Source organism: Bradyrhizobium sp. WYCCWR 12699 (genome assembly GCF_032144035.1).
Classification (GTDB): Bacteria; Pseudomonadota; Alphaproteobacteria; order Rhizobiales; family Xanthobacteraceae; genus Bradyrhizobium.
In genome coordinates, this window is record NZ_JAVTJN010000030.1 from 429,772 (window position 1) to 453,805 (window position 24,034).

At 62.7% G+C, this 24,034-nt stretch carries 20 protein-coding genes; 7 read left to right on the plus strand and 13 right to left on the minus strand.

Features of this window, described 5'->3' with window-relative positions; all coding sequences use genetic code 11:
• Positions 1-59: 59 nt before the first annotated feature.
• From RPS27_RS12825 to urtA, 8 genes are all read right to left on the minus strand, one after another.
• A complete protein-coding gene (locus RPS27_RS12825) occupies positions 60-1,100 on the minus strand; it encodes an aliphatic amidase (RefSeq protein WP_194404991.1) in 1,041 nt (346 codons plus the stop codon).
• Between the two features lie 38 nt (positions 1,101-1,138).
• Positions 1,139-1,516, minus strand: coding sequence for a zinc ribbon domain-containing protein (locus RPS27_RS12830; RefSeq protein ID WP_212064997.1), 378 nt, complete (start codon positions 1,514-1,516; stop codon positions 1,139-1,141).
• An 89-nt stretch (positions 1,517-1,605) separates the two neighbouring features.
• Positions 1,606-2,835, minus strand: a complete 1,230-nt coding sequence (fmdA, locus tag RPS27_RS12835) for a formamidase (RefSeq protein ID WP_157285379.1) — start codon at positions 2,833-2,835, stop codon at positions 1,606-1,608.
• A 28-nt stretch (positions 2,836-2,863) separates the two neighbouring features.
• Positions 2,864-3,553, minus strand: a complete 690-nt coding sequence (urtE, locus tag RPS27_RS12840) for an urea ABC transporter ATP-binding subunit UrtE (RefSeq protein ID WP_028133834.1) — start codon at positions 3,551-3,553, stop codon at positions 2,864-2,866.
• 223 nt (positions 3,554-3,776) lie between these two features.
• Positions 3,777-4,532: an urea ABC transporter ATP-binding protein UrtD gene (gene urtD / locus RPS27_RS12845; protein ID WP_212064996.1), complete on the minus strand. Its 756-nt coding sequence runs from the start codon at positions 4,530-4,532 to the stop codon at positions 3,777-3,779.
• A gap of 10 nt (positions 4,533-4,542) precedes the next feature.
• A complete protein-coding gene (gene urtC, locus RPS27_RS12850; protein ID WP_212064995.1) occupies positions 4,543-5,685 on the minus strand; it encodes an urea ABC transporter permease subunit UrtC in 1,143 nt (380 codons plus the stop codon).
• A 17-nt stretch (positions 5,686-5,702) separates the two neighbouring features.
• Positions 5,703-6,629: an urea ABC transporter permease subunit UrtB gene (urtB, locus tag RPS27_RS12855; RefSeq protein WP_194404995.1), complete on the minus strand. Its 927-nt coding sequence runs from the start codon at positions 6,627-6,629 to the stop codon at positions 5,703-5,705.
• Between the two features lie 132 nt (positions 6,630-6,761).
• Positions 6,762-8,021, minus strand: coding sequence for an urea ABC transporter substrate-binding protein (urtA, locus tag RPS27_RS12860; RefSeq protein ID WP_211415445.1), 1,260 nt, complete (start codon positions 8,019-8,021; stop codon positions 6,762-6,764).
• Positions 8,022-8,192: 171 nt separating this feature from the next.
• Here urtA and RPS27_RS12865 point away from each other — a divergent pair, with 171 nt between their 5' ends.
• Both RPS27_RS12865 and RPS27_RS12870 read left to right on the plus strand, forming a co-directional pair.
• On the plus strand, positions 8,193-11,564 hold the full coding sequence (locus tag RPS27_RS12865; protein ID WP_313754062.1) for an ATP-binding protein: 3,372 nt from the start codon (positions 8,193-8,195) through the stop codon (positions 11,562-11,564).
• Positions 11,548-12,474: a response regulator gene (locus RPS27_RS12870; RefSeq protein WP_194404998.1), complete on the plus strand. Its 927-nt coding sequence runs from the start codon at positions 11,548-11,550 to the stop codon at positions 12,472-12,474. Before RPS27_RS12865 ends, RPS27_RS12870 begins: the two co-directional genes overlap by 17 nt.
• A gap of 231 nt (positions 12,475-12,705) precedes the next feature.
• On the opposite strand, the gene RPS27_RS12875 is transcribed toward RPS27_RS12870, so the two are convergent.
• Together RPS27_RS12875 and RPS27_RS12880 are read right to left on the minus strand one after the other, a co-directional pair.
• Complete coding sequence (locus tag RPS27_RS12875) at positions 12,706-14,208, minus strand: flavin-containing monooxygenase (RefSeq protein ID WP_212064994.1); 1,503 nt, start codon at positions 14,206-14,208, stop codon at positions 12,706-12,708.
• A 125-nt stretch (positions 14,209-14,333) separates the two neighbouring features.
• Complete coding sequence (locus RPS27_RS12880) at positions 14,334-15,092, minus strand: trypsin-like serine protease (RefSeq protein ID WP_212064993.1); 759 nt, start codon at positions 15,090-15,092, stop codon at positions 14,334-14,336.
• A 99-nt stretch (positions 15,093-15,191) separates the two neighbouring features.
• Between RPS27_RS12880 and RPS27_RS12885 the strand changes: the two genes are divergently transcribed.
• Together RPS27_RS12885 and RPS27_RS12890 are read left to right on the plus strand one after the other, a co-directional pair.
• Positions 15,192-15,827, plus strand: coding sequence for an HAD-IA family hydrolase (locus tag RPS27_RS12885; protein WP_212064992.1), 636 nt, complete (start codon positions 15,192-15,194; stop codon positions 15,825-15,827).
• Positions 15,828-15,995: 168 nt separating this feature from the next.
• Positions 15,996-17,780: an adenylate/guanylate cyclase domain-containing protein gene (locus RPS27_RS12890; protein WP_313754063.1), complete on the plus strand. Its 1,785-nt coding sequence runs from the start codon at positions 15,996-15,998 to the stop codon at positions 17,778-17,780.
• 185 nt (positions 17,781-17,965) lie between these two features.
• Here RPS27_RS12890 and mtnA read toward each other — a convergent pair whose 3' ends face one another.
• The 3 genes from mtnA to RPS27_RS12905 all read right to left on the minus strand — a co-directional run bounded on the left by mtnA (position 17,966) and on the right by RPS27_RS12905 (position 20,410).
• Entirely contained in the window at positions 17,966-19,072 is a 1,107-nt protein-coding gene (gene mtnA / locus RPS27_RS12895) for an S-methyl-5-thioribose-1-phosphate isomerase (RefSeq protein WP_212064991.1), read from the minus strand.
• Between the two features lie 30 nt (positions 19,073-19,102).
• Positions 19,103-19,978: an S-methyl-5'-thioadenosine phosphorylase gene (locus RPS27_RS12900; protein ID WP_194405003.1), complete on the minus strand. Its 876-nt coding sequence runs from the start codon at positions 19,976-19,978 to the stop codon at positions 19,103-19,105.
• Between the two features lie 159 nt (positions 19,979-20,137).
• Entirely contained in the window at positions 20,138-20,410 is a 273-nt protein-coding gene (locus tag RPS27_RS12905) for a phosphopantetheine-binding protein (protein WP_211415430.1), read from the minus strand.
• A 358-nt stretch (positions 20,411-20,768) separates the two neighbouring features.
• Between RPS27_RS12905 and RPS27_RS12910 the strand changes: the two genes are divergently transcribed.
• Genes RPS27_RS12910 through RPS27_RS12920 form a run of 3 tightly spaced genes read left to right on the plus strand, consistent with a single transcriptional unit; the run spans position 20,769 to position 23,935 of the window.
• Positions 20,769-21,986, plus strand: coding sequence for an acyl-CoA dehydrogenase family protein (locus RPS27_RS12910; RefSeq protein WP_194405005.1), 1,218 nt, complete (start codon positions 20,769-20,771; stop codon positions 21,984-21,986).
• A gap of 54 nt (positions 21,987-22,040) precedes the next feature.
• Complete coding sequence (locus RPS27_RS12915) at positions 22,041-23,021, plus strand: amino acid--[acyl-carrier-protein] ligase (RefSeq protein ID WP_212064990.1); 981 nt, start codon at positions 22,041-22,043, stop codon at positions 23,019-23,021.
• A gap of 38 nt (positions 23,022-23,059) precedes the next feature.
• Complete coding sequence (locus tag RPS27_RS12920; protein ID WP_212064989.1) at positions 23,060-23,935, plus strand: acyl-CoA acyltransferase; 876 nt, start codon at positions 23,060-23,062, stop codon at positions 23,933-23,935.
• Positions 23,936-24,034: the final 99 nt, after the last annotated feature.

Consider the following 24,034-nt stretch of genomic DNA (forward strand, 5'->3'; position numbering starts at 1 on the left):
CGGGACACGGTTTGCAGGGCCAAATTTCCATTTGGCGCATGAAGCCGGGTCGCAATGGCTCAGTAATTGGTGGCCGCCGCTTCATTCGGGATGCCGTCGATCGGGCATTCCGCGGTCCCCGGCGTCGCGCGGGTCATCGCCTCGACCATGTCCCGCGTGCCTTCGGGATCCTTGATCCAGTTCTTGTAGAAATCATACGGGCATGCCGCAACTCCGCGCGGGCTGTCGCCGGAATTGATCATGCCGGTGTAGCCGCGGTGGACCAGCTTGTAGAGATGGTTCTGCGACTGGCCGTTGCGGCGCGCGTCGCGGATCAAATGTTTCGACAGCTGCGCGTATTGGATGCCGTAATCCTCCTCGCCGCACTCGCCGAGCGTGCGGCCATCGAAGCCGATGATCGCGGAGTGGCCGAAATAGGAATAGACACCGTCGAAGCCGGCGGCGTTGGCGACCGCGACATAGACGTTGTTGGCCCATGCCATCGCCTTGGAGATCATCACCTGCTGCTCCTTGGCCGGATACATGTAGCCCTGGCAGCGCACGATCAATTCCGCGCCCTTCATGGCGCAGTCACGCCAGATCTCCGGATAATTGCCGTCGTCGCAGATGATCAGGCTGACCTTGAGACCTTTCGGGCCTTCGGACACATAGGTGCAATTGCCGGGATACCAGCCTTCGATCGGCACCCATGGCATGATCTTGCGGTACTTCTGCACGATCTCGCCCTTGTCGTTCATCAGGATCAGGGTGTTGTAGGGGGCCTTGTGCGGATGCTCCTCATGGCGCTCGCCGGTCAGCGAGAACACGCCCCACACTTTCGCCTTGCGGCAAGCCTCGGCGAAGATGGCCGTCTCTTCACCTGGCACCGAGCACGCCGTCTCGTACATCTCCTTGGAGTCGTACATGATGCCCTGCGTGGAATATTCCGGGAAGATCACCAGATCCATGCCGGGTAGACCGACCTTCATGCCCACCAGCATGTCTGCGATCTTGCGGGCGTTGTCGAGCACCTCTGCCTTGGTGTGCAAGCGGGGCATCTTGTAATTGACGACCGCGACGCCGACCGTATCGTTGCTGCTGGAAATGTCGCCGTGAAGCATTTTGAGCGCTCCTGTCTTTTGTCTGTTTGAGGTCTTCGCTAGTGGCTGATCATCCAGGGCCGCGCCGTCGGAAAGCCCTTGGCGCCGCTCTTGGTCTTGGTCACCAGCCGTGCCGGTTTCTTGCTGTCCGCCGAGCCCTTGTCCTTGACTGTCTTTCCCGAGGAGCAACAGCCACAGCCAGGGCCGTGCGAGGCCTTGTATTGCGCCAGGGTCTGCGGCGCATGCGAGCTGCGCTCGTTGACGACGTGGGCCTTGCGCCTGTCCGCCGGCATGCAGAAAAAATTCGGCGCGGTCAGGATCACCCGCGGCGCCATGGTCGCGCAATGCGGGCAGCTTTGCGGATCGTCGCATTCGGCCATCGGGCGGAGGTCCTTGAACGGACCGCAGTCGTCACACAGATATTCGTAGACCGGCATTGTTGATTCCTAGGCATTTAGTGACCGCGTGTGCGGAGACAGCCCCTCACCCCAACCCTCTCCCCGCAAGAACGGGGAGAGGGAGCACGTCATTTGTCCGGCGAGATCGGCATCTGGATGTCGCCGGTGATGTGCTTGATGGGCCCGGCCGCCGACGGCATCACGTCGAAGTCGAAGATTTCCGTCGGCAGCCATAGCGTGGCGCAGGCGTTGGGTACGTCGACCACGCCGGAGATGTGGCCCTGGCACGGCGCGGTGCCGAGGATCGAATAGGCCTGGGCGCCGGAATAGCCGAACTTCTTCAGATACTCGATCGCGTTGAGGCAGGCCTGACGGTAGGCGATGTGGACGTCGAGATAGTGCTGCTTGCCGGCCTCGTCGACCGAGATGCCTTCGAAGATCAGATAGTCCTTGTAGTTCGGCGTGATCGGCGACGGCTTGAAGATCGGGTTCTTGATACCGTATTTCGACATACCGTCCTTGATCACCTCGACCTTCAGGTGCAGCCAGCCGGCCATCTCGATGGCGCCGCAGAAGGTGATCTCGCCGTCGCCCTGACTGAAGTGAAGATCGCCCATCGACAGACCGGCGCCGGGCACATAGACCGGGAAGTAGATCTTCGAGCCGCGCGAGAGATCCTTGATGTCGCAATTGCCGCCATGCTCGCGTGGCGGCACGGTGCGCGCGCCTTCGGCGCCGATCTTGGCCTTGACGTCGCCCTTGGCGCGGCCGCCATGGGCAGTCGGCGCGAACGGCGGGTTGGCGAGCCCAGGCACGCGGGTCGGGTTGGTCGAGATCAATTCGGCTTCGCGCTTGTTCCAGGTCTCCAGCATCTTGGGATCGGGCAGACAGCCGATCAGTCCGGGATGGATGAGACCCGCGAAGTTCACGCCGGGCACGTGGCGGGACGAGGTGTAGAGGCCCTTGATGTCCCAGATCGACTTCTGCGCCAGCGGGAAATGGTCGGTCAGGAAGCCGCCGCCGTTCTGCTTGGAGAAGAAGCCGTTGAAGCCCCACAGGCTCTCCTTGAGCGGACCGACGTCGAGCAGATCGACCACCAGCAGGTCGCCGGGCTCGGCGCCTTTGACGCCGATCGGACCGGACAGGAAGTGGACGATCGACAGGTCGATGTCGCGCACGTCGTCGGCGGAATCGTTGTTCTTGATGAAGCCGCCGGTCCAATCATAGGTCTCGATGATGAAATCGTCGCCGGGATTGACCCACGCAACGATCGGGATGTCGGGGTGCCAGCGGTTATGCACCATGTCGTTTTCATAGGCCGACTTGGTGAGATCGACCTTGATCAGTGTCTCTGGCATCGAGATGCTCCCCTTTGACTACGGTTAATTAGACGGACAGATATTTCGAGACCTGCGCGGCATCGACGGCGTCGCGCGGATCGTCACGCACGATCTCGCCGTTCTCGATCACCAGCACACGGTCGGCGATGTCGAGCGCGAAGCTCAGCACCTGTTCGGACACGACGATCGAGAGCCCCTTCTCGTCACGGATGCGCTTCAGGGTGCGCGCCATCTCCTTGATGATCGACGGCTGGATGCCTTCGGTCGGCTCATCCAGCAGCAGAACCTTCGGCTTGGTCGCGAGCGCACGTGCGATGGCGAGCTGCTGCTGCTGGCCGCCGGAAAGGTTGCCGCCGCGACGGCCTTTCATTTCAAGCAGCACCGGGAACAATTCGTAGATGTCGCCCGGCACCTCGGAGCCACCGGAGACGACGAGGCCGGTTTCGATGTTCTCCTTCACCGTCATGGTAGAGAAGATCATGCGGCCCTGCGGGACGTAGGCGAGGCCCTTGGCGACGCGCTCAAAGCTCTTGAGGCTGCCGAGCTCGGCGCCGTCCATGGTCACCGAGCCGCTTTTGGCGGGCAGGATGCCCATCAACGACTTCATCAGCGTGGTCTTGCCCATGCCGTTGCGGCCCATGATCGCGACGATCTCGTTCGGCGCGACCTTGACGTTGAGCCCGTGCAGCACTTCGCTCTGGCCGTAGGCAACGTGCAGATCGGAAATTGCCAGCATCAGTGCGCTCCTAGGCTCGATATGTTTTCTTCCTTCTCCCCTTGTGGGAGAAGGTGGCGCGGACGAAGTCCGCGGCGGATGAGGGGTCTGCATCCGCGAATGCGAGGAGCAGTTTCTCCCGCGGAGAGATACCCCTCACCCGGATCGCCTGCGCGATCCGACCTATCCCATAAGGGGAGAGGTGCACCGGCGTTGCCGCAACAGGCTCGCTCGACGTCATGTCTCAGTGCCCCAGGTAGACTTCAACGACCTTGGGATCGTTCTTCACCTTCTCCATGGTCCCCTCGGAGAGGATCTGGCCCTGGTGCAGCACGGTCACCTTGTGCGCGATGTCCTCGACGAACTTCATGTCGTGCTCGATCACCAGCACCGAGCGGTTCTTGATGATGCGGTTGAGCAATTCGGCGGTCTTGGCGCGCTCGGACACGCTCATGCCGGCGACGGGCTCGTCGAGCATCAGCAGGTCCGGATCCTGGACCAGCAGCATGCCGATCTCGAGCCACTGTTTCTGGCCATGGCTGAGCTCGTCGGCATAGGTGTTGAGCTTGTCCTTGAGGAAAATCATCTCGGCGACCTCCTCGACCCGGTCCTTCACCGGCTGGTCGCGCTGGAAGGTCAGCGAGCCGAACACGGTGCGCCCGCGCGGAAATGAGATCTCGAGGTTCTCGAACACGGTGAGATCCTCAAACACCGAAGGCGTCTGAAACTTGCGCCCGACGCCGGTCTGCACGATTTCGTTCTCCCTCATCTTCGTGAGCTCCTTGCCACGAAACTGAATCGAGCCTGAGGTCGCCTTGGTCTTGCCGCAGATCAGATCGAGCACGGTGGTCTTGCCGGCGCCGTTGGGACCGATGATGACGCGGATCTCGTTCTCTTCGACGTAGAAGGAGAGGTCGTTGACCGCCTTGAACCCGTCGAACGAAACGGTGAGTCCGGAGACCGCGAGCAGAAATTCCTTGGGCTGATGACCGATGAGCACGATGTCCTCCTCACTCTGCCGGCGCCCCGTCGGCGACCGAATTGTCGTTCCAGCCCGGCTTCGCCTTCCGCGAGGCGAACAGCCGATCGATGTGCGGCTGCACGTAGTCGGCCCAGAGCCCGGACAGACCGTTCGGGAAGGCGAGCACGACCGCGATGAACAGCGCTCCGAGACCGAACAGCCAGAGTTGCGGGAAGGATTCGGACAGGCTGGTCTTGGCGAAATTCACCAGGATGGCCCCCCATATCGCGCCGAAGATCGACATCCGCCCGCCGACCGCGGTGTAGATCACCATCTCGATCGACGGCACGATGCCGACAAAGGACGGCGACATGAAACCGACATTGAGTGCGAACATGGCACCGCCGATCGCGGCGAAGACCGAGGCCATGCAGAAGGCAAAGATCTTGAAGTTGGCGACGCTATAGCCGGAGAAGCGGACACGGTCCTCCTGTTCGCGCATCGCCACCAGGATGCGGCCGAGCTTGGTCAGCCGGATGAACTGTGCGATGCCGATGCAGGCGAACAGCAGCACGACCTCGACGAAGTACAGGATGATCTTGGCGTGGTCGGGCCGGATGTCCCAACCCTTCAGCGTGCGCAGATCGGTCATGCCGTTGATGCCGCCGGTATAGCCCTGTTGACCGACGATCAGGATGGTGAGGATGGCGGCGACCGCCTGGGTGATGATCGCGAAATAGGTGCCGCCAACACGGCGCTTGAACATCGCGGTGCCGATGATCAGCGCGAACAGGCCGGGGACCAGGATGATGGCGAGGATGGTAAAGGTCAGGCTGTGGAACGGCTGCCAGAACAGCGGCAGTGACGTGATCTGATTCCAGTCCATGAAATCGGGGATGCCGGGTGTCGACTGGATCTTGGTGTTCTCGACACTCGATGCCTCGAGCTTGAGGAACATCGCCATGCAATAGCCGCCCAGGCCGAAGAACACGCCCTGCCCCAGGCTCAAGATGCCGCCATAGCCCCAGCACAGCACGAGGCCGAGTGCGACAAAGGCGTAGGTCAGGTACTTCGCGACCAGATTGAGACGGAAGACATCGAGCGTCAGCGGCAGGATCACGAACAGCACGGCGGCGAGCGCAATGAAGCCCATGAGTTCGGATCGATTGAAGAAGCGTGAGTTAATGACCATGGCTTGCCTGCTTCTCGTTATTTGCGAACCTTGAGGGCGAACAGACCCTGCGGCCGCAGCATCAGGATGCCGACGACGGCGAGCAGCGTGAGCACCTTGGCCATCGAACCCGACATGAAGAATTCGAGCGTCGATTGCGTCTGCGAGATCGAGAACGCGGAGGCGATGGTACCGAGCAGGCTGGCGGCGCCGCCGAACACGACGACCAGGAATGTATCGACGATGTAGAGCTGTCCCGAGGTCGGCCCGGTCGAACCGATCATGGTGAAGGCGCTGCCGGCGATTCCGGCGATGCCGCAACCGAGGCCGAAAGTATAGCGGTCGACCTTCTCGGTATTGATGCCGACGGCCCCCGCCATGATGCGGTTCTGCACCACGGCTCGGACCTGGCGGCCCCAGCGCGACAGGTAGAGAACGTAGGCGACAGAGATCGTGATCAGCACGGTGAGGCACATCACGAAGACGCCGTTGATCGGCACTTCGATGCTGTCGCTGACGTGCAGCGAACCGAGCATCCATTGCGGCAGCTCGACGCCGACCTCTCGTGCGCCGAACACGGAGCGATAGGCCTGCTGCAGCATCAGGCTGAGGCCCCAGGTGGCCAGCAGCGTATCGAGCGGACGCTTGTACAGATGCCGTATCAGCACCCATTCCACCAGCATGCCCAACGCACCTGATGCGACAAAGGCCAGGATCATCGCGAGGAAGAAGTAGCCGCTGAACAGGCTCGGCAAATAGGCCTGGAAGAGATTGGACGTCATCCAGGTGACGTAGGCCCCCAGGATCATGAACTCGCCATGGGCCATGTTGATGACGCCCATCTGGCCGAAGATGATGGCAAGCCCGAGCGCCATCAGGACGTAGACCGAAAACAGGATCAGTCCTGCAAAACCCTGCATGACGAAGATCGAGCCGAGATCACCAAGCGAGTAGTCGCCGAACATCGATGTCCTCCGTCGGGGATAAGGGTCCCGCGTCGCGATGCAGAGTCGCGACGCGGGGTCTTGCGGCGTGGACTTGCGATCCACGCCAGGGAGCGGTTTTGGCTTTTGGGAAACTGCGGCGGAGGCCGCGGCTTACTGATAGCCCTTCGGGAACGGATCCGGCTCGACGAGATCGGCGGTCTCGTAGATCAGCTCGAACTGACCATCGAGCTTGGCGCGGCCTACGCGGGTCTTCGACCACAAATGATGATTCTCGTGGATGCGCACGTAGCCTTCCGGAGCCCCCTTGAACTCGACGCCCGGCGAGGCCGCCGCAATCTTGTCGACGTCGAAGGAGCCGGCCTTCTCGACCGTCAACTTCCAGAGCCACGGGCCGAGATAGGCAGCCTGGGTGACGTCTCCGATCACGGTCTTCTCGCCCCACATCTTCTTGAACGCCGGCACGAAGGCCTTGTTGTTCGGATTGTCGAGCGACTGGAAGTACTTCATGCAGGCATAGGCGCCCGCGATATTCTCGCCGCCGATGCCGTCGATTTCGTCTTCGGTCACCGAGATCGTCAGCAGCGCTTGCTTGGAAAGGTCGATGCCGGCGGCCTTGAGCTGCTTGTAGAAGGCGACGTTGGAGCCGCCGACGACGTCGGTGAAAATGACGTCCGGCTTGGTCAGCTTGATCTTGTTGATGACCGAGTTGAACTGGGTGTTGCCGAGCGGATAATATTCCTCGCCGACGACCTTGCCCTTCAGCACGTTCTCGACGTGCTTGCGCGCGATCTTGTTCGAGGTGCGGGGCCAGATGTAGTCGGAGCCGATGAAGAAGAACGATTTTGCGCCCTTCTCCTTGGCGATCCAGTTCAGGCCGGCGAGGATCTGCTGGGTCGCTTCCTGGCCGGTGTAGATGACGTTCTTGGACTGCTCGAGGCCTTCGTAGAAGGTCGGGTAGTAGAGCATACCGTTATACTGCTCCATGACCGGGAGCACCGCCTTGCGCGAGGCCGAGGTCCAGCAACCCATGATCGCCGCGACCTTGTCGTTGACGAGCAGCTTCTTGGCCTTTTCCGCAAAGGTCGGCCAATCGCTGGCGCCGTCTTCCTGGATGAACTTGATTTTGCGGCCGAGCACGCCGCCGGCGGCGTTGATCTGCTCGATGGCGAGCTTTTCAGCTTCGATCGAGCCGGTCTCGGAGATCGCCATGGTGCCGGTCGCCGAGTGCAGGATTCCCACCGTCACCTCGGTGTCGGTGACCGCAAGGCCCGTGGTATTGACCGCCGAGGTCGCCGGGGCCTGGGCAAAGGACGCCCGCGGCAGCATCGTCATGGCCGGCACGGCGGCCATTCCCATCAATAATTTGCGCCGAAGCGGCGATAACAGGCCCTTGTTTCCTTCGTCCGACATGAGCACCCCACTTTTTGTTCGAGAACACGCGATTGGTGCCGTGAGGATGGCTCGGATCTGGGCGGCGGAAGCATACGCAAGATCGCGTATATTGCACCGCAAAATGCCGACGTAGGCTTTTGGTACGGAAATTGCGAGGGCTCCGGGTCCGTATCGGGAGTGGGGTAGAGCGTGGCAGGGCGGCAGCGAATAGACCGCGTCAGGCGCCAGTACAATCAGTGGGTCGCCAACCAGACGTTGGAAGACTACGCGCTGCGCTTCACGGCCAAGAGCGCGCGCCGCTGGTCCGCCGCCAGGGTGGCCAACACCGCGCTGGGCGCGATCTCGTTCCTGGCGATGGAGGCGATCGGCGGGACCATCACCCTGAACTACGGCGTCACCAATGCGACCGCCGCCATCCTCGTGGTCTCGACGATCATCTTCTGCTGTGGCGTGCCCATCGCCTATTACGCCGCCAAGTGCGGCATCGACATCGACCTGCTCACGCGCGGCGCGGGCTTCGGCTACATCGGCTCGACCGTCACCTCGCTGATCTACGCGTCCTTCACCTTCATCTTCTTTGCGATCGAAGCCGTGATCCTGGCGTCCGCGCTCGAGATGTGCTTCGGGATCCCGCGGCCAATCGGCTATCTCATCAGCGCCGTCGTCATCATCCCGCTGGTGGCTTATGGCATCACGCTGATCAGCCGCTTCCAACTATGGACGCAACCGCTGTGGATCGTGCTCCACATCATTCCGTTCGCGGCGATCGCCTGGCACAACCCGCATTCCTTCACGGAATGGCGCAAATTTGCGGGCGAGCACGGCGACCTCAACGGCCAATTCAATCTGCTGCTGTTCGGGGTTGCGGCCTCGGTGGTGTTTTCCCTGGTGGCGCAGATTGGCGAGCAGGTCGATTTCCTGCGATTTTTGCCGCGCGACCGCCGCGCATCCAGGGCCTCCTGGTGGGTGGCGCTGATGAGCGCAGGGCCGGGCTGGATCGTGCTCGGCGCGCTAAAACTCCTGGCGGGTTCGTTCCTCGCCTTCTTCGCCCTCAGCCACGGGGTGCCGCCCGAGGAGGCCGCCGAGCCGGCCCACATGTATCTTGAAGCGTTCCGCTATGTGCTGTCGCAGCCCGATCTTGCGCTGGCCCTGACCGGCACGTTCGTGATCCTGTCGCAAGTCAAGATCAACGTCACCAACGCCTATGCCGGCTCGATCGCCTGGTCGAACTTCTTCTCGCGGCTGACCCACAGCCATCCCGGCCGCGTCGTCTGGCTGGTTTTCAATGTCATCGTGGCGCTGCTGTTGATGGAGATCGGCGTCTACAAGGCCCTGGAGCAGACGCTGGCTCTATATTCGAACGTTGCGATCGCCTGGGTCGGCGCGCTGGTCGCCGATCTCGTCGTCAACAAGCCGCTCGGCTTGCGGCCGCAGCAGATCGAGTTCAAGCGGGCGCATCTCTACGACGTCAATCCGGTCGGCGTGGGCGCGATGACGATCGCGACAATCGTCTCAATCAGCGCCTTTTACGGCCTGTTCGGGCCCAGTGCGAAGGCGCTGTCAGCCTTCATAGCGCTTGCGGCTGCCTTCATCACCGCACCGTTGATCGCCTGGGCCACAGGCGGCAAGTACTACATCGCACGCAAGCCGAAACGGAGCTGGCAGAACATCGAGGCGATCCAGTGCTGCATTTGCGAGCACGCGTTCGAGCCGGAGGACATGGCCTCCTGCCCGGCTTACGCCGGGCCGATCTGCTCCTTGTGCTGTTCGCTCGACGCCCGCTGCCACGATCTTTGCAAGCCGCACGCCCGGATCCAGGCGCAGGTGTCGGAGACGCTGGGCAAGCTGATGCCGCAGCCGATCTACGCGCGGATCAACTCGCAGCTCGGCCAGTATATCGGCGTTTTCGTGGTCTCCGCCGGCCTCGTCGCGCTGGTGCTCGGCCTGATCTATCTGCAGACCTCGGCGAGCGTGCATGGCGAGAACATGCTGGTTTCCGACGTGCTGTGGAAGGTGTTCTTCTCGCTCAGCATCATCATCGGCGTGGTGGCCTGGCTGTTCGTGCTGGCGCAGCAGAGCCGCCGCGCGGCCGAAGCCGAGACACGGCGGCAGACCACGCTGCTGATCCAGGAGATCGACGCCCACAAGCGCACCGACGCCGAGCTCCAGCGCGCCAAGGAAGTCGCCGAATCCGCCAACCTCGCCAAGAGCCGCTATGTGGTGGGCCTGAGCCACGAGCTACGCTCGCCGCTGAATGCGATCAGCGGCTATGCGCAGCTGCTGGAGCAGGACGCGACGCTGAGCACCAAGCCGCGCGACCAGGTCCGCGTCGTCCGCCGCAGCGCCGACCACCTCTCCGGCCTGATCGACGGCATCCTGGACATCTCCAAGATCGAGGCGGGGCGGCTGTATCTGTCGCGCGACGAGGTGCGGCTCAGCGAATTCCTCGACCAGCTCGTCGGCATGTTCCGCCTGCAGGCCGCCGCCAAGGGCATCGACTTCGTGTTCCGGCGGCCGCCACATCTGCCGCTGGTGGTCTATGCCGACGAGAAGCGGCTGCGCCAGGTGCTGATCAACCTGCTCTCCAACGCGATCAAGTTCACCCAGACCGGCAGCGTGCAGTTCGTCGTGCATTATCGCAGCCCCGTCGCCGAGTTCGAAGTGATCGACACTGGCCCAGGCATCCAGGGCGGCGATCTCGAGCGCATCTTCGCGCCGTTTGAGCGCGGCGCGCTCGGCGTCTCGCAGCCGCAGACCGGCACGGGACTCGGCCTGACCATCAGCCGCCTGCTGGCCGGGGTCATGGGCGGCGATATCAAGGTGACGAGCACTGTCGGCGCCGGCTCGACGTTCAAGGTCAAGATCCTGCTCTCCGAGGTCACAAATCCGCAGCGGATCGCGCCGATCGAGGCCCCGGTCTCCGGGTATCACGGCGCGCGCAAGACCATCCTCATCACGGACGACGATCCGGTTCACCGCGACCTCCTGCGCGAGGTGCTGACGCCGCTCGGTTTCATCCTGCTCAGTGCTCCCGACGGTCCCGGCTGCCTCGCGCTGGCGCAGCATTGCCGGCCCGATTTGTTCCTGCTCGACATCTCGATGCCGGCCATGGACGGCTGGGCCGTGGCGGAAGCGTTGCGCACGAGCGGCCACCGCCAGGCGCGCATCCTGATGGTGTCGGCGAGCGCGCTGGAAGCTCACGGCACGCCGCTGGCGCAGCCCTTCCACGACGGCTACCTGATGAAGCCGATCGACATCCCCCGGCTCCTGGAGGCAATCCGCCAGCTGCTCAAGATCGAATGGCAATACGGCTCGGACGAGATCGCGGTGTCGTTTTGGCGTCCCGAAAGCGGGTCAAGGCCGCCGGCGCGGCATATCGAGGCGCTGATCGGGCTCGGCCAGATCGGCTATGTCAGGGGTATCCAGTTGAAGCTGGACGAGATCGGCAACGAGCATCCGGAGCATGCCGACTTCGTCGCGCAGATGCGGTCCCTGGTGGACCGCTTCGATCTCGAGCAGTACATGGCCACATTGAAGACATTGCATGCGCATGAGCATTGAACCAAAGAAGCGCGACGTCGCGCTGGTTGTCGATGACTCTCCGGAGACGCTGCGGCTGCTGACCGACGCGCTTGACGGCGCCGGCATGACGGTGATGGTGGCGCTCGATGGCGCGGCCGCGATGCGCATCGTCGACCAGATCACGCCGGATATCGTGCTGCTCGATGCCGTGATGCCCGGCATCGATGGCTTCGAGACCTGCCGCCGGCTGAAGCGCGATGCGGACCTTGCCAATGTCCCGGTCATCTTCATGACGGGCCTTGCCGAAACCGAGCACATCGTGCGCGGGCTCGAGGCCGGCGGCGTCGACTACGTGACCAAGCCGATCGTGATCGAGGAGATGCTGGCGCGCATTCGCGTCCATCTCGGCAATGCCCGGCTGACGCAGAGCGCGCGCGCCGCGCTCGACGTCTCCGGCCGCTTTCTGTTCGCAGTGAACCGCCAGGGCAATTTGCTATGGGCGACGCCGCAGGCGCAGAAGCTGATGTCCGATCATCAGGGCGCACGGGCCGACGACTTCGTCCTGTCGCCGACGCTGCTGCAATGGCTGGAGCAGGCCAAGACCAAGGGTAGTTCGAAATCCCAGGCGACCTCGTTACCAGACAATCCACAACTCCGGCTCTATTATATGGGCGAGACGGCGCCGAACGAGTTTCTGCTGCGGCTCTCCAGGGACTCCGGCACCGCGCTGCCGCCCGAATTCACCAGCGAGCTCGGCCTCACCACCCGGGAGGGCGAGGTGCTGGCCTGGCTCAGCAAGGGCAAGACCAACCGGGACATCGCGCAGATCCTGGGCCTCAGCCCGCGTACGGTCGACAAGCACCTGGAGCAGATCTACGCCAAGCTCGGCGTGGAGAACCGAACGGCAGCCGCGGCGATTGCCGCGAATGCGACGCGAAGGAATTCATAGTCGCGGTGCTGATGAGTTGGTGCACCGTTCGCCAAACCAACGGTGTCGTCCCGGACAAGCGAAGCGCAGATCCGGGACCCATAGCCGCAGGGAGATTTTTGGCGAAGACTTGGAGTGACCTGCTCGCTCTATAACCACCGCCTGGGAGTATGGGTCCTGGGCTCGCTTCGCGCCCCGGGACAACAGCGGAGTGTGTGGCTATTGCTATCTCTCTCTTACCACCACGCACCTTCACCCATACACGAACGCCTTGTCGTCCAGATCCGTCTTCGGAATCTCGTCCTTCTCGGTCCAGTAATCCTGGCTGTGCTGCCATTCCGGCTTGTCGCCACGCTTGGGCAACAGGTTCATGTTGCGCATCATGTAGCCGGGATTGAAGTTCTCGGGATCGATCCAGGGCAGGATCGGCATATTGTGGTCTTCGGGGCGAAGTTTCACCTCGACCTTCTTCTTGCCCTTGGCCTTCATATGACCAAGCAGCCGGCAGACGAAATCGGCGACGAGGTCGACGCGCAGCGTCCAGCTCGCGCGGAAATAGCCGAACACCCAGACCATGTTCGGTACGCCCGTGAACATCATGCCGCGATAGGTGACGGTATCGCCGAAGGCGAGCGGCTTGCCGTCGATCTCGAAGGCGATGTCGCCGAGCGCCGCGAGATTGAAGCCCGTTGCCGTGACGATGACATCGGCCTCCAGCAGCTTGCCCGATTTGAGCTGGATTCCGTTCTCGACGAAGCACTCGATCTCGTCGGTGACGACCGAGGCCTTGCCGCTGGCGATGCCCTTGAACAAATCGGCATCGGGTACGAAGGCGATGCGCTGCCGCCACGGCCGGTAGGTCGGCGTGAAGTGCGTCTCGACGTCGTAATCGGGACCGAGCACGGCGCTGATCTGGCCGATCAGCTCCTTCTTCACCTGCTCGGGCTTGGACACGCAGAGCTTCGTGAAGGCATCCTGCTCGAACAGGATCTTGCGGCGAACGATCTCGTGGATCCAGGCCTCGTCGACCTGGAGCCGGCGCAATTCTTCGGCAATCTCGATGGCGTTGCGCCCCAAGCGGAAATAGGTCGGCGAACGCTGCAGCATGGTGACATGTGCGCATTTGTCCGCAATGTTCGGCACCAGCGTCGCCGCGGTGGCGCCCGAGCCGATCACGACGACCTTCTTGTTCCCGAGATCGATATCATCGGGCCAGGTCTGGGGATGGACGATGCGACCCTTGAAGCGGTCCATGCCCTTCCATTCCGGCGTGTAGCCTTCCGAATGGCGGTAATAGCCCTGGCACATCCAGAGGAAATTCGCGGTGAACGTCTTTGCTTCGCCGGTGTCGGTCGTCACCGCCTCGATGGTCCAGAGGTTCTGGTCGCTCGACCAGCTCGCGGAATTGATCTTGTGCTTGTAGCGAATGTGCTTCGCGATGTCGTTGTCCTCGATCACCTCGTTCATGTAGGTGAGGATTTCCTCGGCGGTCGCGATCGGCGGACCAACCCAGGGCTTGAAGCTGTAGCCAAACGTATGAAGATCGCTGTCCGAACGAATTCCGGGATAACGGTGCGTGGTCCAGGTTCCGCCGAACGTCGCCTGGGTTTCCAGGATCACGTAGCTGGTGCCCGGAAGCTGCTTGTCGATGTGATAGGCGCTGCCGATGCCGGAGATGCCGGCACCGACGATCAGCACGTCGAAATGTTCAGAGGCCTGCTTGGTCGTGGCGTGACTGCGAACGGCGACATTCATTGTTGCTTCTATGCCTTGCTTGTTTTGGTGGCCGCCCTTGACTGGACGACGCGTTCCCTCCGCAGCGGGCATGATCACCCGCCGCGCCTCCGCTTCAAAATGACATAGATCAAGTCGCGGTCAAATCACAGCGCCGCACCCCAGCCCCGCGCGGTCTGCAAGATCCAGTCGCGGTAGAGCGTGAGCGGTGTGACACCGGTCAAGCCGCCGCAACCGACAGCGCCGTTCGGCCCCGTGGACCAACTGACGAGACCGACGAGAACGGCACCATTCGGCTTGTCCTCGAACACAGGCCCGCCGGAATCGCCTGTGCAGGCGCCGATTCCTTCACGAACACCGTTGGTTACGGGATCGACCAGCCGGATCTGGAGCGTGCCGGGCTGGCCCGTGGCAACGAGTCCGGCGACACGAATCGTGCCGCCACTCTTGCCGTCCCCGCGCACCGTGACGCCAATGCCAGCGATCGTGAAGCGACCGCCCACCCGAATCGGAATCTGCGGCATGCCGACCGTCACCGCGGATTTTCCCTTGAGTGGAATTTCCAGTTGCAGCAATGCCACGTCGGCAGTGGCACGATGTGATTGCATCGCCTGCATGTTGAAGTTCGGATGGATCGCGACCGTGCGCACGTTCAGCAATTGCGGCGCACCGTCGCTGCCGCGATCGACGATCTTGTAGTCAGCGCCGGGCTGCACACAGTGCGCGACCGTCAGGACCACACGTGGCGCAATCAGGCTGCCGGTGCAGAAATTGCCGCGCGAGCCGACGATGGTGACGACCGCGCGCGCGACGCCCTCGGCCTGCGGCGTGCCGCCGCCGACGATCGCGTGAGCGGGCGTGGCGAGCAGCAGCGCTGTCGTGACGAACGTGGCAAGCTTCTTCATGGGAACACGCTTCGGTCTGCGGCGGTGGATTGCTTCGGACTGGCTCTTGCCGATAGCGCATGCTAGCCCTCTTGGAAAGCAATTGACGAGGGCAGGATCGTGACGATCGAGGCGGTGATCTTTGATTTTGGCGGGGTGCTGACGAGCTCGCCTTTCGAGGCGTTCACGCGATTCGAGACCGAACGCGGCCTGCCCGCCGACATCATCCGACGCACCAATGCCGCCAACCATCTGGAAAACGCCTGGGCCAAGTTCGAGCGCGCCGAGGTCGACATCGAGACGTTCGATCGCCTGTTTGCCGAGGAATCGCTGGCCCTCGGCGCCGAGGTGCGCGGCCGCGACGTGCTGCCCTTGCTGCAGGGCGACCTCCGCCCCGAGATGGTCGAAGCCTTGAAGCGCATCAAGGCGCAATTCAAGACCGGCTGCATCACCAACAACCTGCCGGCCAATGCCATTGGCAGCATGACGGGGCGCTCGCTCTACATCGCCGAGGTCATGGTGCTGTTCGATCACGTGATCGAATCCGCCAAGATCGGCCTGCGCAAGCCCGACCCGCGCATCTACAGGATCATGGTTGAGACCCTGAAGGTCGATCCCAAGAGGTGCGTCTATCTCGATGATCTCGGCGTCAACCTCAAGCCGGCGCGCGAGATGGGCATGACCACGATCAAGGTGACGAGCGGCGCCCAGGCAATCACCGAACTTGAAGCCGCGACGGCGCTGAAGCTGAGCTAGGGCGCGTATTCATTAATCGGGGGTCGCCGTCTGACGTCTGCTATGCCTCTGATAGCAGTCCGAAATCGGAATGTTGCAGAAGGTCCGCGTTGGGCCAATAGGCGACATCGGCCTGGTGGGCATTCCGTCCGAACTGTCGTACAATGGCGGCCACCAAAGTGGATCGCCATGGCACAGGACCGACGGGTCGAGCGCAGATTAGCGGCGATTTTGGCTGCTGATGTGGCCGGCTATTCGAGGCTTATGCATCATGACGAAGAAGCCACGCACGCGAAACTGACAGTAATCTTAGCGGATGCTGTTTATCCAGCAATCGCCGAACACGGCGGCCGCGTCGTCAAGAATACCGGGGACGGGTTCTTGGCGGAATTTCCGAGCGCGGTCGACGCGCTTCGAGCTGCCGTTTTGTTCCAGAGCCTTATTAAGGACCTGACCGCTAATGAAGTTGAAGAAGTGCGCATCGCTTTCCGGGTTGGTATAAACATTAGCGACGTAATTGTTGAGCCCCATGACATTTTCGGAGATGGCGTCAACATCGCAGCGCGGCTTGAGAGCTTGGCGCAACCCGGCGGCATCTGTATCTCGTCTTCCGCATACGATTATGTGCGGGGCAAAGTCTCGGTCGATTTCATCGACCTCGGAGAGCGCACTCTCAAGAATATTGATCGCGCTGTGCGGCCCTACGCTGTAATCTGGGGTGACCTGAGCACGTCCTCGCGGGCACGGCCGGCTTTCGAGCCTGCATCCTCTCCACCTCGCCTTTCCATTGTCGTTCTACCGTTTGCCAATCTGGGTGGGGGTCCGGAGCAAGAGTACTTCGTCGACGGCGTGACAGAGGCACTGACCACCGACCTGTCTCGCATATCAGGTGCATTTGTAATCGGCCGTCACACCGCATTCACGTACAAAGGTACAACGATTGATGTAAAGAGGATCGGGCGCGAGTTGAACGTGCGCTACGTGCTCGAAGGATCTGTTCAGCGAAGTGGCAATCGGATTCGGGTGAACACTCAATTAATCGATAGCGAAAGCAGTAGTCACGTTTGGGCCGATCGATTTGATAAATCTCTTGTCGATATGTTCGATATGCAGGACGAAATCGTCGCTCGGCTGGCTAGCGCGCTAAATGCTGAGCTCATTGCGGCAGAGGCGCGGAGAGCCCAACGCTCCGTAGATCCAGACGCGATGGATCTTTATTTCCAGGGCGTCGCTATCGCAAACAGAGGGACTACGCCAGAGCACCTGACGCAGGCGCGTGGCTTTTTCGAAAGTGCTTTGGTCAAAGATCCCGGCTGCATCGATGCGTTAGTCGGCTGCGCAGGTCTGGATGAGGCGGCGGTCGCCGCATTGTTAACTGACGACCCAGCTTCGCGGCTTGAAATGGCTGAGGCAACTATAAACGAAGTTTTATCGCTCGCTCCTGAGCATGCGTTGGCGCACTTGCGATTAGGCGTCCTTCAAGTGCTTACGAACCGCGTCTCCGAGGGTATTGCTGAATGCCAACGGGCCCTAACACTCGATCGCAATTTAGCCCATGCTTACGCTTGGATTGGTCTGGCAAAGGTGTACATCGGCCGGGCGGGGGAGACCGAAGCCGATGTGCAGGAGGCCCTTCGTTTGTCACCTCGCGATAGCCGTTCCTATATTTGGCTGATGATTGTCGGAATGGCTAAGTTCCATCTTGGCCTATACGGAGAGGCGGTGGTTTGTTTACGTCGTAGCATTGAGGCAAATCGGAATCATCCGCTCGCGCATTTTTGGCTGGCTGCTGCTTTGGCTTGGCTCGGTGCGATCCAGGAGGCAAAGCGTGCGGCGCGGGCTGGGCTTGCTCTCAATTCGAGCTTCTCCATCCGTCGCGTGCGCTCCCATCTGCCAAGCGACAATCCGATCTACCTCGCCGGACGTGCTCGCCTGTATGAGGGGCTGAGATTAGCTGGGGTGCCGGAGCAGTGAGGTCGCCTTTGGGTCATAGGCCGTCGATCCCGACCGAGCGAGGCGACTTCAGCTTAACTCTCGAAAGCTGACGTTTATGAGTACACGTCCTAGTCCACAAATGCCGCAGGGTGAACAAAGCGAAAGCGTGCCACCGCAAGCATGGATGGGCACGGCGCTTCGCGCCTTTGCCCACCCTACGAGACCTACTCTGCCGCGGCGGCGACGCGCTCGGGAAATGCCGCCGCCAGCGCGGCGCGATCCGGCTTCAGCACACCGCGCTCGGTGATGAGACCGGTGACGAGCCGCGCAGGCGTCACGTCGAAGGCGTAATTCGCGACCGGCGAGCCCTCGGGCACGATGCGCACCGTCTCCAGCCGGCCGTCGGCGGTGCGGCCGGTCATGTCGGTGACCTCCACGCCGCTGCGCTGTTCGATCGGGATGTCGCGGATGCCGTCATGGACGGCGAAGTCGATCGTCGGCGACGGCAGCGCGACGTAGAACGGCACGCCGTTGTCATGCGCGGCGAGCGCCTTCAGATAGGTACCGATCTTGTTGCAGACGTCGCCATTGGCAGCGACGCGGTCGGTGCCGACGATGGCGAGATCGACCATACCATGCTGCATCAGATGCCCGCCGGTATTGTCGGGGATCACCGTGTGCGGCACGCCGTGATGGCCGAGCTCCCATGCGGTGAGCGAGGCACCCTGGTTGCGCGGGCGCGTCTCGTCGACCCAGACATGGACCTTGATGCCGCGCTCATGCGCAAGATAGATCGGCGCGGTCGCCGTGCCCCAATCGACCGTTGCGAGCCAGCCGGCGTTGCAATGGGTCAGCACGTTGACCGTCTCGCCCGGCTTCTTCGCTGCGATCGCCTCGATCAGCTTCAGACCGTTGCCGGCGATGCCGCGGTTGATCTCGACGTCCTGCTCGACGATCTCGTCGGCACGCGCGTAAGCCGCCTCGGCCCTTTCCACCGGATCGATCGGCGCGAGCGCGATGCGCATCTCGTCCAGCGCCCATTTCAGATTGATCGCCGTCGGCCGCGCCACCACGAGCGTCTCGTAAGCACGCTTCAGGCCGGCGTCGGAGGAATCCTCGCGCATGGCGAGCGCCATGCCATAGGCCGCGGTCGCGCCGATCAGCGGCGCGCCGCGCACCAGCATGTCGCGGATGGCGACGGCGGCGTCCTCGCACGAGGTCAGCTTCGCGACGATGAACTCATGCGGCAGCCGGCGCTGGTCGATCGCGCCGACCGACCACCCATCACGCTCGCGCCAGATGCTGCGGAAATGCTTGCCGTCGACCTTCATGGCATTCTGCCTTTTCGTCTCTCTTGCTTTTCAAGCCCGCAGCACGCGCCCCGCCACTGCGTCGAGCTTCCTGAGGAGCTCCGGATCGCGCGCCTCGGGCGCCGTGATCAGCGCGGTGTCGAGTGCGCGGTCCGAGCCGATCGGGCACGGTTCGTGCTCGCGCGGAAAATCCTTGGCCAGCCGCGCCACCAGCGCCTTCGCCTTGTCGGCGTTCGACGTCAATACGCGAATGATGTCCTGCACGGTGACCGCATCATGGTCGGGATGCCAGCAATCGAAATCCGTCACCATCGCCACCGTGGCGTAACAGATCTCCGCCTCGCGTGCGAGCTTCGCCTCGGGCATGTTGGTCATGCCGATCACGGAATAGCCGAGCGTCTTGTAGGTCATGCTCTCGGCGTAGGTGGAGAATTGCGGCCCCTCCATGCAGACATAGGTTCCGCCCCGCGCGATCGCGATATTCTCGGCTTCAGCCGCTGCCGCGAGATGGATGCGCAACCGCGGCGAGACCGGATGGGCCATCGACACATGCGCGACGCAGCCCCGGCCGAAGAACGAGCTCTCCCGCTTGTGGGTACGGTCGACGAACTGGTCGACGAGCACGAAGGTGCCGGGGGGCATCTCCTCCTTGAAGGAGCCGCAGGCGGACAGCGAGATCAGGTCGGTGACGCCGGCGCGCTTGAGCACGTCGATATTGGCGCGATAATTGATGTCGGAGGGCGACAGGCGGTGTCCCTTGTCGTGCCGCGGCAGGAACACGATTGGCAGGCCGGCGATGGTGCCACGCCTGAGGGGAGCCGACGGCTCGCCCCACGGGCTGCTGATCACCTCTTCGCGCGCACCTTCGAGGCCCGGCAGGTCATAGATGCCCGAGCCGCCGATGATGCCCAATACTGCCTGCGCCATGCCTGCTCCACCATGTTCGTCACGTACGACATGGTTAAGCTATGCCAGCTTTGGGGCGGTTTTGGAACGGGGGAGGGGTGATGGCGGTGGTGTGGGTGGCGCGCGCTCCACACTCGGTGTCGTCGCTGCGAACGCAGGGGCGATAGCCGCAGTTTTGGCTTAAGCCGCGGTCGCCAACCGCAGCTGGGCCGCGACCATCCGCTCCAGCGTTTCGACGGACTGGAAGTTCTCCGGCGTGATCTCGGACTGTGGGATGGTGAAGTCGAACTCGGCTTCGACGCCGAGCATCAGATTGACCATGTCCATCGAGGTCAGGCCGGCATCGACCAGCTTGGCGGACGGCGTGACGTCGGCGCTGAGCGAATTCTGCTCGAGGAGGCCCTTCACCAGCTTGATGATGCGATTGCGCAATTCGGTATCAAAGGCTTGCATCGGCAAATTCCCGTCTGTCTGTCGAAGGTCCGGACCGGCTTGCCGCTACGATGGGCGCGGCCCGCCGGTCCCGCAATGCCCAGCACCAATACTTCGCGTTTCTTAGTAAACGATGACTCAGATTGTCTGGAATTCGCCCTTCTTCCAGAATCCTAACGCGATGCCGGAAAATCAGGAGATGCAAACAACCCGAACTTAACTGTTCGTTCGGAATTGGGCTTTGTTTACCCTCTATTTCATCGACGAATTTGAATTAAATCCGTAGCCTCATCTCACAAGCAAAGATGGCCGGAGGATCGCTTACGCGCATCGCGAATGATGCCGGCGATCTCGAACGGCAAACCGGAGGCGGACGAGTATGAACGTGCGTGAAGCAGTCCTCACTGTCGACGAAACGCAGACAAGCTTCCTGGAGCAGACGCCTTCCCTGATCGAGCGCGCCGCCCGGACCGCTGCTGCTGCGGCGGCCGACGCCGACGGCGTCGACCGCGACGCCCGTTTCCCGCACAAGGCTTTCGAGGTCGCGCGGGAGCAGAAGCTGCTCGGCGTCATGATCCCGGTCGAGTTCGGCGGCTTCGGCGCCTCCATCTACGACGTCACCGACATCTGCTACACGCTGGGACGCGCCTGCGCCTCGACCGCGATGATCTATGCGATGCACCAGACCAAGGTCGCCTGCGTCGTCAGGCACGGCCACGGCATCCCCTGGATGGAAACCATGATGCGCCGGGTCGCCCGCGACCAGTGGCTGCTCGCCTCCTCCACCACCGAAGGCCAGAACGGCGGCAACATCCGCGCCAGCGCCGCGGCCGTCGACCACGCAGGCGATACCGTTTCGCTGGTGCGCGACGCCACCGTCATCTCCTACGGCGCCGAGGCCGACGGCCTCGTCACCATCGCCCGACGCGCCACCGAGGCCGCAGCCTCCGACCAGGTTCTGCTGGCCCTCGCCAAGGACGATTACTCGCTGAAGCGGACGCTGGGCTGGGAAACGCTGGGCATGCGCGGCACCTGCTCGACCGGCTTCGAGCTGAAGGTCGATTGCCCCGCCGACCGCGTCTTCCCGGAAGCCTATGACAAGATCCATGCCCAGACCATGACGCCGTTCGCACATCTGTGCTGGTCGTCGGCCTGGGCCGGCATCGCCGCCGCAGCCGTGACCCGCGCGCAGGCCTTCATCCGCAAGGCGGCGCGCTCTTCCGGCGGCCAGATGCCGCCGGCCGCGGCGCATTTCACTGCCGCGAAGATGTCGCTGGCCAAGCTGCGCGCGCTGATCGCGGCCAACATCGATGCTTTCGCCCACGCCGAACACGACGAGCGCGCCCTCGCCTCGCTCGACTTCCAGTCCTCGATCACGCTTCTCAAGGTGCAGGCCTCCGAGCTCGCGGTCGAGACCGTAATGCACGCGATGCGCACGGCCGGCCTCTCCGGCTATCGCAACGACGGCGAGTTCACCATGGGCCGGCATCTCCGCGACGTGCTGTCGTCCCCGATCATGATCAACAACGACCGCATTCTGGCCAACGCCGCGACATCGACGCTGATGAGCGGGGTGCCGACAAGCCTTCGTGACTAAGTACCTGGCGACTGAACCAACAAGAACAATTTTGAGATAGCAGGACACCTAACCATGAACATTGCCGTCCTCCCCGATTCGCCCGCCACCGCGCCGCAGATGATCGATCCGCTCGATCATCTCGCCGACAAGCTGTTCCATCGCATGGGCGCCGACGGCGTCTATGCCCGCACCGCGCTCTATGAAGGCGTCGTCGAGAAGCTCGCCGCGCTCATCACCGGCCATCGCGAGGCCGGTACCGAGGTGATGCGCTTCCCGCCGGTGATGAGCCGGGCCCAGCTGGAAAAATCCGGCTACCTCAAGAGCTTTCCGAACCTGCTCGGCTGCGTTTGCGGCCTGCACGGCACCGAGCGCGAGATCAACGCCGCGGTGAGCCGCTTCGATGCCGGCGGCGATTGGACCACCTCGCTCTCGCCCGCCGATCTCGTGCTGTCGCCGGCTGCCTGCTACCCGGTCTATCCGATCGCGGCGAGCCGCGGTCCCTTGCCGAAGGGCGGCCTGCGCTTCGACGTTGCCGCGGATTGCTTCCGCCGCGAGCCGTCGAAGCACCTCGACCGGCTGCAATCGTTCCGGATGCGCGAATATGTCTGTATCGGCACGCCCGACGACGTCGCCGACTTCCGCGAGCGCTGGATGGTGCGCGCGCAGAAGATCGCGACCGACCTCGGCCTGACCTTCCGCGTCGACTATGCCAGCGACCCGTTCTTCGGCCGCGTCGGACAGATGAAGGCGGTGAGCCAGAAGCAGCAGCAGCTCAAATTCGAGCTCCTCATTCCGCTGCGCTCGGAAGAGCAGCCGACGGCTTGCATGAGCTTCAACTATCACCGCGAGCATTTCGGCACGACCTGGGGAATCCAGGATGCCAATGGCGAGCCGGCCCACACGGGGTGCGTCGCCTTCGGCATGGATCGTCTGGCGGTCGCTATGTTCCACACCCACGGCACCGACCTTTCCGCTTGGCCCGCCAAAGTGCGGGAGATCATGGGCATGCAGCCGTCGGCGACGATCGGCGCCCATGGCGAAGGTTGGCGCTAAAGCGAACGAGGCCTGCCATTTCCACGGGTAAGACGAGCGTGATCCACACCAAGGTCCGATGCCGCGAGATCACCGAGTCCGACGCAGAAGCGGTCGCGGACCTGCTGACGCGTGGCTTCGTGGGCCGCTCGCGTAACTATTGGATCCAGGGCCTGCGCCGGCAGGCTTTCCGGCCCGTGCCGGAGGGCTATCCGCGCTTCGGCTATATGCTCGACAATGAGGGCACGCCGGTCGGCGTGCTGCTGCTGATCTATACGGAACGCAAGAACGGCGAAGAGACCGCCATTCAGTGCAACCTGTCCAGCTGGTATGTCGATCCGGCCTACCGCAACTACGCCCCGCTGCTGACCAAGATCGCCCAGCGGCACAAGGACGTGACCTATTTCAACATCAGCCCGGCGCCGTGGACCTGGCCGATCATCGAGACCCAGGGCTTTCGCGCCTATTGCCGCGGCATATTCTTCTCGGTGCCCGCACTGGCGCGCGTTCCGCGCTGGAGCGAGATCGAGGTCATCTCGCCTCACGCGAAGACGATCGAGGGACTTTCCGAAGCCGAGACCGAGTTGCTGACGCGGCATGCGCGCTACAATTGCCTCAGCCTCGTCTGCCGCACGCCGAAGGGAACATTTCCGTTCATTCTACAACCGGTGCGCATCCGCCGCGGCTTCATTGCGCCCCCAGCGATGAAGCTGATCTATTGCCGTAGCGCCGCGGAATATTCCGCCTGCGCAGGCCGTATCGGCCGGTTGCTGCTTCGGCTCGGCAAGATCGCGGTGGCGATCGATTCCAATGGACCGGTTCCCGGCCTTGTCGGTATTTATACCGAGCGGCGCGGCCGCAAATATTTCAAGGGCCCGCATCGGCCGCAGCTCGGCGATCTCACGGATACGGAACTCGTGTTGTACGGGCCGTAGCGAAGGCTTTCGGACCCAATCATCTCCGGAATTTGCCGCGTCCTGGCGGCCAACTCTTGCAGGCGCCTCGGCATTCCGCCTCTCTCTCCATCGCCGGTC